This is a genomic window from Planotetraspora thailandica, from assembly GCF_016863335.1.
Taxonomy (GTDB): domain Bacteria; phylum Actinomycetota; class Actinomycetes; order Streptosporangiales; family Streptosporangiaceae; genus Planotetraspora; species Planotetraspora thailandica.
On sequence record NZ_BOOR01000038.1, the window covers coordinates 94571 to 109161 of the forward strand.

Genomic DNA, 14591 nt, shown 5'->3' on the forward strand with positions numbered 1-14591 from the left:
CGCTATCCCCTCGCGCTGATGTGCGCAGGCACGGGGATGCCGGGAGCGAGGAGCGGGTCGGCCTGCGGCTCGCCCCACGACACGACGAGGGGGAGTACCCCCGCCCAGACGGGCAGGTCGTAATCGCCGTCGTCGTCCTTCGGCGGCCCCTGCCGCACCTTGACGGACGCCTCCTCCAATGACAGCGCGAGCACGGCCGTCCCCGCGAGCTCCTTCCTGGTCGGCGGGCGCACGACGTCCCACTGGCCAGGGGCGAACTGCTCGACGATCGCCCGCAGCCCCGCGACGTGCTCGTCTGGGTCGTCCACGATGCGGGCATGCCCGTAGATCATCGCGCTGCGGTAGTTCACAGAGTGGTGGAAGGCCGACCGGGCCAGCACGATGCCGTCGACGTGGGTCACGGTGACGCACACCGGCGCGGCGTCCCCGGCGCGAAGAGAGGTCGCGCCGGTCGAGCCGTGGAGGTATAGGGTCTCGCCGATCCGCCCGTACCCGGTCGGGATCACCATCGGGGCCCCGTCGACGATCACGCCAAGGTGGCAGATGAGGCCGGCGTCGAGCACGGCGTGGAGATCGGTTCGATCGGTCCTGCCGCGGTCCTTGGCTCGGTTCAGGGTCGTGCGCGCGGTGGTGGAGAGCATGACGGCTAAATTAGGCGCAAGTGGACTGCTCAACCATGTCCACTCTCAGCTGTTCCCGGGAGACCACTTTGCGCGCGGAAATCGACCTTCCCCTGCTCGTGGACAGGGCGTCCTCCCAAGCCCTGGCCGTACAGGTCGGAGACCAGTTGCGGGACGCGATGCGCAGCGGCGCGCTGAAGGAGGGCGAGCGCCTGCCGTCGACCCGCGCGCTCGCCGGCCTGCTGGGCGTGAGCCGCACCGTGGTGGTCGACGCCTACCAGCAGCTCTACGCCGAGGGGTGGCTTGACGGGCGGCATGGTTCGGGCACCTTTGTGGCGTCTTCGGGCGATTGCATGATCACGCAGAGAGAATCCCCAGGTCAGGAGGGCTATCACCGAAGAACTGCACGATCACGAACGGCGAACCCGCAGGTCGGAGGGGATGCCCCCGAAGTTCTGCATGATCACGCCAAGGGGGGTGAGGCGGGTGTGGGGGTGGTGGATCTGCGGCCGGGGCGGCCGTGGGTGGGGGCCTACGACGTGGCGGCGTGGCGGCGGGCCTGGCGCAGCGCCGGAGACGTCCCGCCTGCCGACAGGCGTGACATGCGCGGGCACCTCCCGCTCCGTGAACTGCTCGCCGATCACCTGCGCCGCACGAGGGCCGTGCCCACCTCTCCGGCGAACGTCATGGTCACCCAGGGCACGGGCCACGGGCTCGACCTCATCGCCGCCACCCTCGTACGGCCCGGCGCGCGAGCGGGCGTCGAGGAGCCCGGCTGGCGGGTCGCGAGGAACGTGCTGGCAGCCAGAGGAGCCGAGATCGTCCCCTGTCCCGTCGACGACCAAGGGGTGATCGTCGAAGCGCTTCCCGACGACCTCGAGGTGCTCTACACCACCCCCGCCCACCAGTTCCCGGTCGGCGGACGGCTGCCGATCCCGCGCAGGGAGCGGCTGCTCGCCTGGGCCCGTCGTACCGGGGCGCTGATCGTCGAGGACGACTACGACGCCGAGTTCCGCTACGACGTGGGCCCCCTGCCGGCGTTGCACGGGCTGGACCCGGCCAGGGTCGTGCTGCTCGGAACGCTGTCGAAGTCGCTCAGCCCCGACGTCGGGCTGGGCTGGCTGGTGGCGCCCGAGCCGATGCTCGACATGATCGCCCGGCGCAGACACGAACTGGCCGACTCGGTGCCGGGGCCGGTGCAGGCGGCGGTGACGACCCTGCTGGCGAAGGGCGACCTCGACCGGCACCTGCGCCGGATGCGGCGGGAGTACGCCCGCCGCCGCGCGGCCATCGTCGAGGCGCTCGGCCCGCTGGTGTGCGGAGACACCGCCGGGCTGCACGTGCTGATCGAGCTCCCCGAGCACGTCGTGCCCGGCCTCGTCAGGCGAGCAGAGGAACGCGGCGTGCTCCTGGACACGCTGGAGCGCCACCACCACGGGCCGCCCCGCGTGCACGGTCTCGTGCTCGGGTACGGCTCGGCCTCGCTCGCCGAGGTGAGACGCGGCTGCGCGGTGATCGGCGAGCTGCTCTCACCGGCGGGTCACTGAAGGACCTTCCCGCCGTCGGGCGACACCGCGAACCACGTCCCGCCGATGCCCTGCCCCTTCAGGTCGCCCGGCTGCGCGTCGCCCGCGAAGCGGTAGACGGGCCAGCCGCCCACGGTCAGCTGGATCTGACCGTCCTTGCGCTGGATCGCCCCGATCTGCTGCGGGTCGACGCCCGACAGGTAGACGTGGCCGCCCTGCTTGACGGTCACGGGCGGCCACTGCGCGGCACACGAGTCGTCGCAGTTGGACTGCGAGGGGTTCGCCGTGTCCTTGTCGAAGCGGTACAACGCCGCCTGGTTGATGTTGACCAGGCGGGGGGAGCTGAGCGGGGGAGCCGTCACCGCCGTCAGCTGAACCCACTGCGGCGGAGTCTCCTGGACGGCCGCGCCGACGACCGTGCCGCCGGTGCCGTTCAGGCCGGCCTCCGCGGCCGTGCTGTTGACGAGCTGCAGCCCGGTGTTGTCCACGGCCGGGGCAGCCGGGGCGGCGGGTGCCGAGGAGGCGGGAGCCGGGGCGTCGCCGATCGTTATCGTCTTGCCGCAGCCGGACATGACCGCCACGCCGCAGACGGTGAGGACGGACGCGACCAGGGCACGACGTATCGGCCCACGCGCGGTGCGGGAGCCGGAAAAGGTGAGATGAGCAGTCACGTCGCCTACACGAGACAGGGGCCTTGAATGGTTCACCCTTCCGGCAGGCGACCCGCTCCGAGCACGCCGCCGTGCGGGAGGACACGGCCCGGTTGAACGAAACGGCCCACCTGACTCGTGTGAATGACGAGCTCATCGTTGTCACAGCACGAGGGGATCGGGATGGCTCAAGACGTCAACATTCCTGGGGACGAACTGCGGGAGGCCCAGAACATGCTGGGCTTCGTGCACGACTACATCGACATCGGACACCACACGTTCGACTTCGACGCGGCGTTCGGCCCCGAACTGTCCCACGGCTCGGCCCAGAACTTCGAGAACAAGTGGGAGGACGGCAAGCACCAGTTGCAGAAGCAGGTGCAAGGGATCAAGGACGCCATCGGCAGCATCCTCGACTCCTTCGAGAAGACCGACCAGGACGCGGTGAGCAACCTCGACGACGGAGGCGGCAAATGAGGAACGCGCGACGCTTCCTGCTCGACGTCCCGGACCTGTGGACCGAGCTCGACCTGAGCGGGGAGGAACTCGCCAAGACCCGTGCGAAGGCCCTGGCCACGACCGACGACCCGCGCGAGAAGGCACAGATCAACGACATGTTCCGGCAGGGCCGCGAGGTCACCCGGGCGGCTCGCAGGCACGGGGCGCTGCTCGCCACGGGCACGGCGACCCTTTACGACGAGGGCCTGTTCATGGCGTACGGCATGGTCTTCGCCGTCACCACGCCCAAGGGATCGGAGCTGACGCTGCCGGTGCTGTCGGCGCAGCTCGGGGTGTCGTCGGCGTCGGGTACGGCGCCGAAGGACCGGGTCATCTCCTCCGCGAAGCTGCCCCACGTGGGCACCGTGGCGCGTGTCACCGGCACCGAGGTCACCCGGGTGACGGCCGACATCGACGTCAAGCTGCTGACGATGCACACGATGATGCCGGTGCCCGGCACGACCGAGGACTTCCTCGTGGTCACCCTCGCCAGCCCCAACCTGCCGCTGAAGAGCGAGGTGTACGACCTCTTCGATGCGATCACGAGCACGTTCCGCTTCCTCTCCGAAGGCGGCGAGGTCGTCCCCCCGCGCGGCCCCGGCGACGAGGACTGAACCGCGTCTCTGGTCTGCGTCTCTGATTGGGGCCCCTGGCCGGGGCCGCTCGACCGGCATCGGCTCAATTCGCCGAAGGGGCGGCCGGGACCGTCGGTCCCTGCCGCCCCTGGGCGTCCGGAGCGTGTGCGGCTTCCGGGTCAGAGGTTCACGTCGGACAACGGAACCTGCACCGAGAGCAGCGATCCGTCGCCGAGGTGCAGCAAACCCCTGCCCGGCCGCGGCGCCTGACCGACGACGCCGCGGGTCAGCCGCACTCCGATGACCTCGCCGTCGCTCAGGCTCTGCGGCGACAGCAGCATGCCGATGCGGTTGCGCTTCACCTGGCCCATCCAGCCGGCCAGGCTGAGCGACAACGATTCGGCGTTGCCTGCCACCATCACACCCCAGCCGTTGCCCGCGCCCCCGCGGGCGAGCAGGGCGAGGTCGGGGTCGATCTCGGCTCCCATGAACAACTCGGCGTCGTCCACGACGATCACCGCGTTCTCCTCCGGCACATTGCCGAGCACCTGCCGGAACTCCTCCACCGACACCTGTGAGTCGGTGATGACGGCGGCGACGCCGGGACGGTTCTCGAGATCGCGCAGAGGTGACCGCCTCGGCGCGAGCACGATCAGGCCGGTGCCCGCGGCCAGCAGCGAAAGCGACGCGGTGAGCAGTGCCGTGCTGCGGCCCGTGCGCGGCGGCCCCGCGATGACGAACGTCGGGACGTCCGAGAGGTCGGGGCCGAGCGAGGTGAGGGTGTCACCGCCGATCGCGACCATCGGCCGCATCGGCCCGACCCGCGTGTGCAGGGCGAGGGCGTCGGCGTACGAGATCCGGTCGGGAAGCACGTCGAGCCGCTGCGCCCTGCGGGCCGGGGGCACGTCGGCCTCGCGCTCGGTCAGCGCCCGGCCGAGCTGAATGAGGAACTGTCCCTGCGCGGCACCGGCCAGGTCGGGGCCCAGCACCATGATCTGCGTCTCGCTCAGGTCCTGCGTCCGTATGCCGCGTCCCGGGGCGGGATCGGACGGCGCCGACTTGGTGGGGATGCCGACCGAGGAATAGTCCTGACGGTCGTTCAGCCGTAAAACGATCTTGTCCTCGGTGGTGCCGGAGAACCGGCTGCTCCCGAGGACGCGGTCGCCCGCCAGCACGACGTGGATGCCTGCACCCGCGCCGTCACGCAGGAGCCGGATCATCCGCTCCATCAAACTGCCGTTGTCGTACGACGTGAACTCGCGCTCGAAGACCTCGAACCGGTCCACCATCAGCACGATGTGCGGCAGCCGCTCGCCCGGGGCCTGCGTCAGGCGCAGTTCGGTGAGGTCGGCGGCGCCCCGCGCGCCGAGCACGCTCTGACGGTGCGTGAGCTCCGCGCTGAGCCGGTCCAGCAGCCGCGCCAGGCGTTCGACCTGGTTGCGGTCCACGATCGCACCGCAGTGCGGCAGCGACGTCAGCGCGTTGAGCGCGCCGTTGCCGCAGTCGATGCCGTAGAGGTGCACGTCGTCGGACCCGTGCGCCTGGGCGAGCGCCGCGGCCAGGGTGCGCAGCGTCTGGGAACGCCCGCTGCGGGGCGACCCCACGATGTGGAGATGGCCGGCGCGGTCGACGTCGAACAGCAGCGGCGAACGGGTCTGCTGCGCGGGCAGGTCGACCATGCCGTACTCGACGGCGGGAAGGGCCGCGTCCCGTACGGCGCCGGGCTTGGGAGCGGGCGGCGCGGTCCACTCCAGCACGTCCGGCAGCGGCGGCAACCACGGGCTCGGCTGCGGGGGGATCCCGGAGAGCGTCGCCGCCTGCGCGATGGCCTGCGTGAGGACCGCCAGGTCGGTGACCGCCTCCGTCTGGGCGACGCCCGCGCCGCCGCGGGAGCGGCCCCGGGGCAGCGGACCGCCGAGGTCCTGCCACGACACCACTTCGGCCCGCACGGGGGCCTCCGTGCCCGTCACGGCCCCGCCGCCGGGACGGCGCCCGCCGACACGCCCGGACTGGAAGGGCAGCAGGGCCGACGGGCCGAGTCGCGCGTAGGCCCGGCCCGGGTTGGCCGGGGAGATCTCGCCGGAGTCGGGCGCGTCGATGATGTCGCGGCTCTCGGTGGTGTCGGTGGTGCGCAGCGCGATCCGCAGGTTGGTGTTGGCCCGGATGTCCGGTGTCACCGCGCCGCCCGGCCGCTGGGTCGCCAGCACCATGTGGATTCCCAGCGAACGGCCACGCTGGGCGATGTTGACCAGACCCGAGATGAAGTCGGGCAGCTCACGGACCATGGAGGCGAACTCGTCGACGACCAGCAGCAGCCGCGGAAGAGGAGGCAGGACGTCGCCGCCGCGCGTGCGCTTGTCCAGATAGTCCTCGATGTCCTTGGCGGCCGCCCCGGCCAGCAGCGTCTCGCGGCGTCGCAGCTCGGCGCCCAGGGAGACCAGGGCCCGCTCCACCAGATGCGTGTCGAGGTCGGTGACCAGGCCGACGGTGTGCGGCAGATCCGCGCACTCGGCGAAGGCGCTGCCGCCCTTGTAGTCGACGAGGACGAACGTCATCTCGTCGGGACGGTTCACCACCGCGAGGGTGGCGACCAGGGTCTGCAGCAGCTCCGACTTGCCGGAGCCGGTCGTGCCCGCGATCAGCGCGTGCGGACCGTCGCGGACCAGGTCGATCGAGAACTCGCCGTCGTAACCGCTGCCCAGCACCGCTCTGGTGCTGCGGCCCCCGAGCGACCAGCCGGCCATCACGGCGTCCGCGGTCGGCGGTTCGAGGGTCAGCAGGTCGAGCAGGCGTACCGATCCGGGAAGCGTGCTCTCGTCGCCGTCCCCGACGCCTCGCAGCGGCGCCAGCGCCCGCCCGAGGTTGTCGTACCAGCCCGGCTCCGGCGAGTCGGTGCGCACGTTCTCCAGGGCCGCGCTCCCGCCCGTGCGGACCCGGGAGGTGCCCGTGGAACCTGCGGCGGTGACGATGACCGCGCCGCACTCCTCCGGCAGGAGGCGCTCCTCGCGGTCGATGCAGATGGTGTAGACGCCCACCGAGGGGCCGTCGCGCAGCAGAGCGATGACACCGGGAAGCGAACGCGCCCGCCGGGCCTGCTCCAGGACCACCAGGATGTCGGGGTAGCCGTTGACGCCGCCCCTGACCAGTTCGGGCCCGGCCGCGGTCCGCGCCGTGACGATCTGGCCGAGCTCGCCGATGCGGCGGGCCAGGGAGTCGGTGGTGCTTCCCACAAGGACGTAGGCGTCCTCGCCCTGGGCCTGCGCGTGCGGCAGCCAGCGCGTCCAGGCCCACTCCTTTTCACCCTCGGGCCCCGCGAGCACGACGACGCGCAGGTCCGCCGGGCTGTGCAGCGACGCGGCCTGGGCCGTCATCCAGGCGGCCAGGCGGCTCGCCCCCTGGCCCGCGATTCCGGCGACACCGGCCCTGCGCAGGGGAACCGCCACGGGTACCTGGTTGAGCCACGGCACCGTGGTGCGCCGGTGCTCGTCCTGCAGGGGATCGTCGACGCTCACCGACGACGGCAGGTCGGCCGTGCCGATCCGTACGGACAGGAAGTCAGGGTCACGCCACCGGCGTTCCCACAGCCGCTCCGAGGGCTGGGCCGCCATCTGCAGCAGCGCGGCGGGATCCGGAAGGGACATGCGCAGGTTGCTCTGCTCTTCCAGCAGGGCGGCGTCGATGTCCGCCCGCACCCGCGCCAGCGACTCCTCGTACTCCTTCTGCTTCTCCAGGTATTTGAGCATCGTCTGCTTGCGCCCGCCGAACTGGGTGACCAGCGCGGCGACGGGCGACAGCAGGGCGATGAAGACGAACGACCAGTTCTTCGTGACGAAGATGGCGATCACGGCGCTGGCCGCCGGAAGCAGCAGGATCGGCAGGAGCGGAATCGGCCGCTTGTCGGGCTTGATCGGCGGAGTCGGCAGGCGGAACTTGGCGGTGGAGGACGACGGCAGGAACCGCGGCGGCCGGTTGAACTCCAGGCCGAGACCGTCCGGGGCCGGCGTCAGCGGCGCCTTGGCCGACCGGCGCGACGTCAGCTCCAGCAGGATGTCGCCGACGGCGAGCTGGCTGCCCTCGTGCCAGGGAGCCGCGCCCTCCACGACCTTGTCGTCCAGCAGAGCGTCGCGGGTCATGAGCAGTTCGGCGGTGCCGTCGAGCCGGACCCGCACCCGGGCCGCGAGCGAGGACGCGCCTTCGGCCAGCCGGATCCGGCAGGTCCGCCCGCCGCCGATGTCGTAGTCGCCGGGCACGAGACGGAAGACCGTGCCCGCACCCGGACCTGAGACCACCCGCACCTCGGTGCGGCCCTCGGGCTCGGGCTCCCACGGCAGGGGAGCGCCGAGCCCGAGGTCCATGCCGTCCCGTACACCTGCGGCCTGAAGCGTGACCTCCGGGTCGACGGCTTCGGAACCGACGTACAGGCTCGGCTCGGACGCCCACGCCTCACCGGACCCCACATGACCGATGGTGCGCGCCAGTTCCGCCGCGAACCTGCCTGCCCGGGCGGAGGGTTCGGTGTCGACGACGACGGTGGTGGACACCCCCTCGACCTGCGGGTCACGAACGCTGACGTTCAATCGCACGGCTCATCGTCTTTCTCATGAAGGGATGGGTGACAGAGCGGACGCCCGGGGTGGCGCGCCGGCTGGTCAGCCGAGGTTCGAACCGAGCTGGTCGTCGGTCTGGGAGAAGGCCTCGCCGACCGACTTGACGTACTGGCCGATGCCCTGCAGGCCCTGGTTGACCTGGTCGAAGCCCTTGGCGAACTCGTCGAAGAACGGCGAGAACTTCTGCTGGGCGGCGGGCGTGCTGTACCCGTTGGAGAGCAGGTTGGAGATCTTCGACTTGACTTCGCTGAGCTTGTCCTGGAGCTGGGAGAAGTCGTTGAGCAGGGCCTGAGACGTCGAGGCGGTCTCGTCCGAGTTGACCTTGAAATCGGGCATGTCAGAACTCCTTGGTGGTTATTTGTGGTGTCCATCCCTTTGGGGATGGAGATCTGGTGCGGTGTGCGTGTCCTACCGGCCCTCGCCACCGTCTACTTCGCCGCCGCCTGTGGCGGTCGGCGTGGTCGGCGTGGTCTGCGTGGTGGGTGAGGGAGGCAGGGGCACGCTCGCCGGTGCGACGGGGCTGGTGGGAGCGGGCGGCGCGTCGACCGGCGCCGGGTTGTGCGGGATGGTGATCGGGTCGAGCGTGGGCCGGCCGCCTCCCGCGGGGGAGGGCGGCAGGGGCACGCTCGCGGGCGCGACGGGGCTGGTGGGAGCGGGCGGCGCGTCGACCGGCGCCGGGTTGTGCGGGATGGTGATCGGGTCGAGCGTGGGCCGGCCGCCTCCCGCGGAGGTGGTGGGGGAGGGCGACGGGGGCACGTCGGCCGGGTTGACCGAGGGGGTGGGGGACGGCGGCGGCGGAACGTCCGCAGGGCCGGCCGGAGGGCGGCCGCCACCCGCCCCGGTGGAGCCCTTGATCGGAATGCCGTCGATCGCTCTGCCGACCTTCCCCGCGCCGACGGGGCCGGCGCCCAGTTTGGGGGCGGAGTTGGCGATCTCGCCCGCGGCCACCTCGTTGGGGTCGCCGCCCTGGGCGATGCCGACGCCGATCTTGGTGCCGAGCGTCGCGCCCTCCTCGATGAGGCCACCGACCTGGTCGGAGGCCCGCTTCCCGAGGCTGTCGCCCTCCGCCGGGGCGGTCGTGTTGCCGAACCTGCCGGGGGCGCCCTCTTTGGGCTCCGGGACCCCTCTGGACGAGCCGATCTTGCCGACGACGCCCTTGAAGGCGGTCCCGGCGACGGCTCCCGCCGCCGCTCCTCCGAACACTCCCGCCGCCGTGATCTTGTCGTGGTTGGCCGCCTTGGCGACCGTCTCTATGCCCGAGTTGACCAGGAATCCGCCGGTGGCCTCCGTGGCCACCTTGCCCACCGGGTTGGCGAGCACCGCGCCGACGACCTTGGTGTTGGCGAGCGTGTCCCCGATCTTCGTGATGGACCCGGTGGTCTTGGTGACCAGGCCGCCGATCCCCGGAACCGCCCCGAGCGCCTTGCCGCCGAACTTGAGGAGGGCGCCGCCGGGGACGAGGCCCAGCAGGCCGGTGATGAAGTCGCCTGCCTTGATGCCGCCCGTCTTGGCGGCCACCACTTGGTTGAACACGAATAACGCCCCGCCCAGCAGCGCGCCCACCACGGGGAAGAACACCGCCGTGACGGCGATCAGCAGTGCGAGCAGGATCTGGACGAACGGGAAGTCCTTGAAGAAGTCGGCGATCTTCTGGAAGATGTTCCGCTCGGGGATCGCCTCGCCGGCCGCCTGGTCGAGCACGTCGGCGCAGGCTCGCTGCGCGGTCTCCCTCATGGCCTTGGCCTGCTCGGCCAGGCTCTTCGCGGCGCTGAGCTCCGACTTGCCGGTCTCGATCTCGTCCTGCTGGGTCTTCGCGGCGGCCTTGTCCTGGTCGGTGGGGTTCTCGCCCAGGGTCGTGGGGGTCTGGTTCGCCTTCGGCGCCGCGGACTGGGCCTGGTCGACGGCCCTGTCGAAGGTGTCCTGAGCCTCGCGGAGCTTGGGGATGTAGTCGCGGTAGGCGCGGGCGGCGTCGTGATAGGACGTCATGGTCTTGGTCAGCTTGTCGGGGAGATCGTCACCGATCTTCTCCTTGAGCTGGTCCATCGCCGAGCCGCGGCCCTGTGAGATGGTGCCGTCCTTCTTCAGGACGTTCAACGCCTTCTCCGCGGCGTCTCCGATGTCCTGGTAGCGCTTGATCACGCCCTGGATCAGGTCGGGATCACCCGGCGTCGGATCCTTGTCCAGCCCGACGAGCTGGAAATCCTCGGGACTCGAGTGCCGCCGCGCCACGTTGGACCCCCGCGTTCAGTGCGATCAGTTGCCTTGCGCTTGGTACACGAAGCCCGGTGCCGCAAAGGTTCAGGTGATTTTCGACGCCTGAGCGCACGTACGCGCCCTCGCCGGCGCGGGCGAAATGCGCAGTTAAACTCGTCGCGATGCGTTTCACCGTATTGGGCCCGGTCAGGGCGTGGCGTGGGGACGCCGAGCTGGAGCTGGGTCCTCCGAAGCAGCGCGCCCTGCTCGCGCTCTTGCTGACCCAGACCGGTCACCCCGTGTCCGTCCACGAGATCCTCGACATCCTCTGGGGGCAGGACCCGCCGGACAGTGCGATCAACGCGGTCCACCGGTACATCGGGGCGTTGCGCCGTCTGCTCGAGCCGGAAATGCCGGCGAGAAGCTCACAGCGGCTGATCCGGGGGGCCGGCGGCTACCGTCTCGACGTGGAACCGGACGCCCTCGATCTGCTGCGGTTCCGCACCCTGCGCAAGGAGGCCGGCCGGCTCGCGACGCAGGGGAGACCGGGCGACGCGACCGAGGCGATCGCCGAGGCACTCGCCCTGTGGCGGGGGCCCGTGGCGTCCGGGATCGCGCCCCAGGTGCGGTCGCACCCCGTCTTCGCCTTCGTGGACGGCGAGTATCTGTCCGCCGTCAAGCAGGCCGCGGACCACGCGCTGGAGGCCGGTCCCGGCCTCACCGAGCGGGTGCTGATCACGCTCAGGCAGGCCGCCGCCCACAATCCGCTGGACGAGGCCCTGCAGGCCAAGCTGGTCCTGGTGCTCGCGGCCACCGGGCATCAGGCGGAGGCTCTGGAGGTCTACCGGACGGCGTGCACACGGCTGTCCGACGACCTCGGCATGGATCCGGGACCCGAGCTGCGGGCCGCCCAGCAGCAGGTGCTGCGCCAGACGGTGCATCCGGACCCCGCGCCGCCTGCCGGTGACGGGCCCGCACGTGAGGCCGGTGACGTCCCCCTGGCCGCCACGGTGCGCCCCGCCCAGCTGCCGGCCGATCTCGCGGGCTTCACCGGCCGCCGCCCCGAGCTGGACCAGCTCGACGATCTGCTCCCCGAGGGCTCCGAGCAGCCGCCGGCACTGGTGATCAGCGCGATCGGCGGCATGGCCGGCATCGGCAAGACCACGCTCGCCGTGCACTGGGCCCACCGGGTCGCCGACCGCTTTCCCGACGGTCAGCTCTATGTCGATCTGCGCGGGTTCCACCCGTCCGCCTCGGTCATGACCCCGGCCGAAGCGATACGTCATTTCCTCGACGCGTTCGGCGTGCCCGCGCACTCGATCCCCGCGGGCCTCGACGCGCAGGCCGCCCTCTATCGCAGCCTGCTCGCCGGCCGGCGCGTCCTGGTGGTCCTGGACAACGCCCGCGACACCGAGCACGTCCTTCCGCTGCTGCCCGGGGCACCCGGCTGCCTGGCCATCGTGACCAGCCGGGGGCAGCTTTACGGGCTGGTGGCCGGCGGGGGCGCGCACTGCGTCACCGTCGATCTGCTGACCGATCAGGACGCCGTGGAGTTCCTGGCGCGACGGGTCGGCGCCGACCGGGTCGAGCGCGAAGCCCACGCGGCGGCCGAGATCGTCGCACTGTGCGGGCGGCTGCCCCTGGCGCTGGCCATCGTGGGCGCCCGTGCGGCCATGAATCCGGGATTCTCCCTGTCCGCCATCGCCGCCGAACTGCGGGAGAGCCACGGCAGCCTCGACGCCTTCACCGGGGAGCCGCCGTTCACGGACGCGCGCCGCGTCTTCTCCCCGTCCTACCAGGCCCTCAGCCCGGCGGCCGCGCGGCTCTTCCGGCTGCTGGCCCTGCATCCGGGGCCCGACTGCTCGGCGGCCGCCGCGGCGGCACTCGCGGGGCAGCGGGTCGGTGAGGTGCGCCCGCTGCTCGCCGAGCTCGCGCGCGCCCAGCTGATCCTGGAGACCACACCAGGACGGTTCTCGTTCCACGAGCTGCTCCGCGCGTACGCCACCGAGATGGGCCGCGAAGAGGACTCCGACCAGGAATCGGGGGAGGCCGGGAGGCGGCTGCTCGACCACTACCTGCACAGCGTGCACGCGGCGGACCGCGCGCTCGGGTCTCACCGCGAGCGCATCGCGTTGCAGCGGGCCGCGCCCCACGCGAGTCCGCAGCGGTTCGCCGACCAGCGCAGCGCGGTCGGCTGGCTCGACGCCGAACGTGCCGCGCTCCTCGCGGCGATCAAGCAGGACGCCACCCATGGAAGCGGCGCCCATGCCTGGCAGCTCGCCGTGGGCATCGAGCTCTACCTGGACCGCAACGGCCGCTGGCGGGAACAGCTCGCCGCCCAGACGGCCGCGGCGACGGCGGCACAACGACTCGGCGATCTACGCGGCCAGGCGCACGCGCACCGGGCGCTCGGCTTCGTCCTCGGCCGGCTGAATCGCTCGGACGAGGCGCGCGAACACCTGCTGAGGGCGCTGAAGCTGTTCGGCGAGATCGGGGACGTCTGCGGACAGGCCCGGGCCCTCCGTTATCTCGCCTTCCTGGCCAACCGGCGCGGCCTCCACGCGGAGGCGCTCGAACACTACCGGCTCGCCCTCGAGCTCTACCGGCCGGCGGGACCGCTCAGCGGGGAGGCGAGCGTTCACAACGAGCTGGGCTGGACCTACATCTTGCTGGGGGAGCACGAAAAGGCCCTGGACGAGTGCAGGCACGCCCTCGCGATCCACCAGGCGATCGACGACCGCAACGGTGAGGCCGCGGCGTGGGACAGCCTCGGCTACGCCCACCACCATCTGGGACAGTACGGCGCGGCGCTCGCGTGCTTCGGTCATGCGCTGGACCTGTACCGCGAGATCCACGACTGCTATCTGGAAGCCGACACTCTGGCGCACATCGGCGACACGCATCTTGCCTCGGGTTCGGGCGGTTTGGCGGGGCTCGCGTGGGGACAGGCGCTGCAGATCCTGGAGGGGATCGGCCATCCCGATGCCGCGCAGGTGCGGGACAAGCTGCGAAATCTCAAGGCGGATCCCGCCGTCACGCCCGCGCGGATCTAGCCCCGACCATCGGCCGGCCAGGCCGTCCAGAATTCCGCCATTTTTTCGACACTGGCGTCTGCTTGTCTCGCTATATGCGCTGCTTCCACCAGAAGCTTCGCCGAACACGTGCGGACGCCGGCGTCCGCCGGCCGCCATGAACAGCCGCGTCACCTTCAGCTGACGTCTTCTCCCCCCTTCGGCCTCGGCGATCCGTAGATCCGACCGCCGCGTCGTCGGCTTGGTGTGAGATCTGGCAGCTGCGGAGCGCCCGGGCCGGGAGGGGGACCGCTTCCCCTCTCAGGACCCACACCATGACACTGATCGCCACCTCGGACCGCTCGTCCCTGGAAGCGTCCCGCAAGAACCTTCTGCGCACGCTGATGTCGGATCACGCGAAGGCGCTCCTCGCCTATGCCGAGCATCTGCTGGGCGACCGCCACATGGCGGAGGACATCGTGCAGGAGACGCTCATCCGCGCCTGGAACCACATGGAGCGTCTCTACACCACCGAAGGCTCCATCCGGGGCTGGCTGCTCACGGTCGTCCGCAACCTCGCCATCGACCGGTTGCGCAGCGCGGCCTCCCGCCACGAGACCGTGGGCACGGACCATCATGACGTCACCCAGCCCGACCATGCCGACGCCGTCCTCACCTCCGTCGAGACGACCGCCCTCCTGAGACACCTGTCCGCGGAGCACCGTGAGGTGCTCGTGCACACCTATCTCTACGGCAGGACCGTGGTGGAGACGGCGCGCATACTCGGCATCCCCGCCGGCACCGTCAAGTCCCGGCAGCACTACGCCCTCAGCAACCTCCGCGCCCAGGCGAGGACACGGGGGTCCGGGCGGAACGGCTGACATCCCACACCGTCGTGAACGCATTGGAGA

At 71.2% G+C, this 14591-nt stretch carries 10 protein-coding genes; 5 read left to right on the forward strand and 5 right to left on the reverse strand.

The annotated features are described in order from the left end of the window. Positions 1-2 precede the first annotated feature (2 nt). The gene (locus Pth03_RS25300; protein ID WP_203946871.1) at positions 3-641 is read right to left on the reverse strand and encodes a pyridoxamine 5'-phosphate oxidase family protein; all 639 of its coding nucleotides are present in this window, start codon (positions 639-641) and stop codon (positions 3-5) included. Between the two features lie 68 nt (positions 642-709). Here Pth03_RS25300 and pdxR point away from each other — a divergent pair, with 68 nt between their 5' ends. Further along, complete coding sequence (gene pdxR, locus Pth03_RS25305; RefSeq protein WP_239119345.1) at positions 710-2167, forward strand: MocR-like pyridoxine biosynthesis transcription factor PdxR; 1458 nt, start codon at positions 710-712, stop codon at positions 2165-2167. Here the strand turns inward: pdxR and Pth03_RS25310 are convergent. Continuing rightward, positions 2161-2817, reverse strand: a complete 657-nt coding sequence (locus tag Pth03_RS25310) for a hypothetical protein (RefSeq protein ID WP_203946873.1) — start codon at positions 2815-2817, stop codon at positions 2161-2163. The genes pdxR and Pth03_RS25310 overlap by 7 nt on opposite strands. Positions 2818-2979: 162 nt before the next feature. Here Pth03_RS25310 and Pth03_RS25315 point away from each other — a divergent pair, with 162 nt between their 5' ends. Beyond that, complete coding sequence (locus Pth03_RS25315) at positions 2980-3273, forward strand: hypothetical protein (RefSeq protein WP_203946874.1); 294 nt, start codon at positions 2980-2982, stop codon at positions 3271-3273. After that, positions 3270-3908 (forward strand): hypothetical protein, encoded by a 639-nt coding sequence (locus Pth03_RS25320; RefSeq protein WP_203946875.1) that lies wholly within the window; start codon positions 3270-3272, stop codon positions 3906-3908. Before Pth03_RS25315 ends, Pth03_RS25320 begins: the two co-directional genes overlap by 4 nt. A gap of 140 nt (positions 3909-4048) precedes the next feature. Here Pth03_RS25320 and Pth03_RS25325 read toward each other — a convergent pair whose 3' ends face one another. The 3 genes from Pth03_RS25325 to Pth03_RS25335 form a co-directional block, all read right to left on the reverse strand. Beyond that, positions 4049-8446, reverse strand: a complete 4398-nt coding sequence (locus Pth03_RS25325) for an FtsK/SpoIIIE domain-containing protein (RefSeq protein ID WP_203946876.1) — start codon at positions 8444-8446, stop codon at positions 4049-4051. Between the two features lie 72 nt (positions 8447-8518). Continuing rightward, positions 8519-8812, reverse strand: a complete 294-nt coding sequence (locus tag Pth03_RS25330) for a WXG100 family type VII secretion target (RefSeq protein ID WP_203946877.1) — start codon at positions 8810-8812, stop codon at positions 8519-8521. 72 nt (positions 8813-8884) lie between these two features. After that, entirely contained in the window at positions 8885-10705 is a 1821-nt protein-coding gene (locus tag Pth03_RS25335; protein WP_203946878.1) for an Rv2240c family protein, read from the reverse strand. A 146-nt stretch (positions 10706-10851) separates the two neighbouring features. Here Pth03_RS25335 and Pth03_RS25340 point away from each other — a divergent pair, with 146 nt between their 5' ends. Further along, the gene (locus Pth03_RS25340) at positions 10852-13722 is read left to right on the forward strand and encodes an AfsR/SARP family transcriptional regulator (protein WP_203946879.1); all 2871 of its coding nucleotides are present in this window, start codon (positions 10852-10854) and stop codon (positions 13720-13722) included. A 293-nt stretch (positions 13723-14015) separates the two neighbouring features. After that, a complete protein-coding gene (locus Pth03_RS25345) occupies positions 14016-14561 on the forward strand; it encodes a sigma-70 family RNA polymerase sigma factor (protein ID WP_203946880.1) in 546 nt (181 codons plus the stop codon). The last annotated feature ends 30 nt before the right edge of the window (positions 14562-14591 follow it).

Excerpts from the sequence above, each read along its gene's own strand:
- Pth03_RS25330 (WP_203946877.1), bottom strand. The coding sequence starts at position 8,812 with ATGCCCGATTTCAAGGTCAACTCGGACGAGACCGCCTCGACGTCTCAG.
- Pth03_RS25315 (WP_203946874.1), top strand. The coding sequence starts at position 2,980 with ATGGCTCAAGACGTCAACATTCCTGGGGACGAACTGCGGGAGGCCCAG.
- Pth03_RS25320 (WP_203946875.1), top strand. The coding sequence starts at position 3,270 with ATGAGGAACGCGCGACGCTTCCTGCTCGACGTCCCGGACCTGTGGACC.
- Pth03_RS25345 (WP_203946880.1), top strand. The coding sequence starts at position 14,016 with ATGACACTGATCGCCACCTCGGACCGCTCGTCCCTGGAAGCGTCCCGC.
- Pth03_RS25340 (WP_203946879.1), top strand. The coding sequence starts at position 10,852 with ATGCGTTTCACCGTATTGGGCCCGGTCAGGGCGTGGCGTGGGGACGCC.
- Pth03_RS25300 (WP_203946871.1), bottom strand. The coding sequence starts at position 641 with ATGCTCTCCACCACCGCGCGCACGACCCTGAACCGAGCCAAGGACCGC.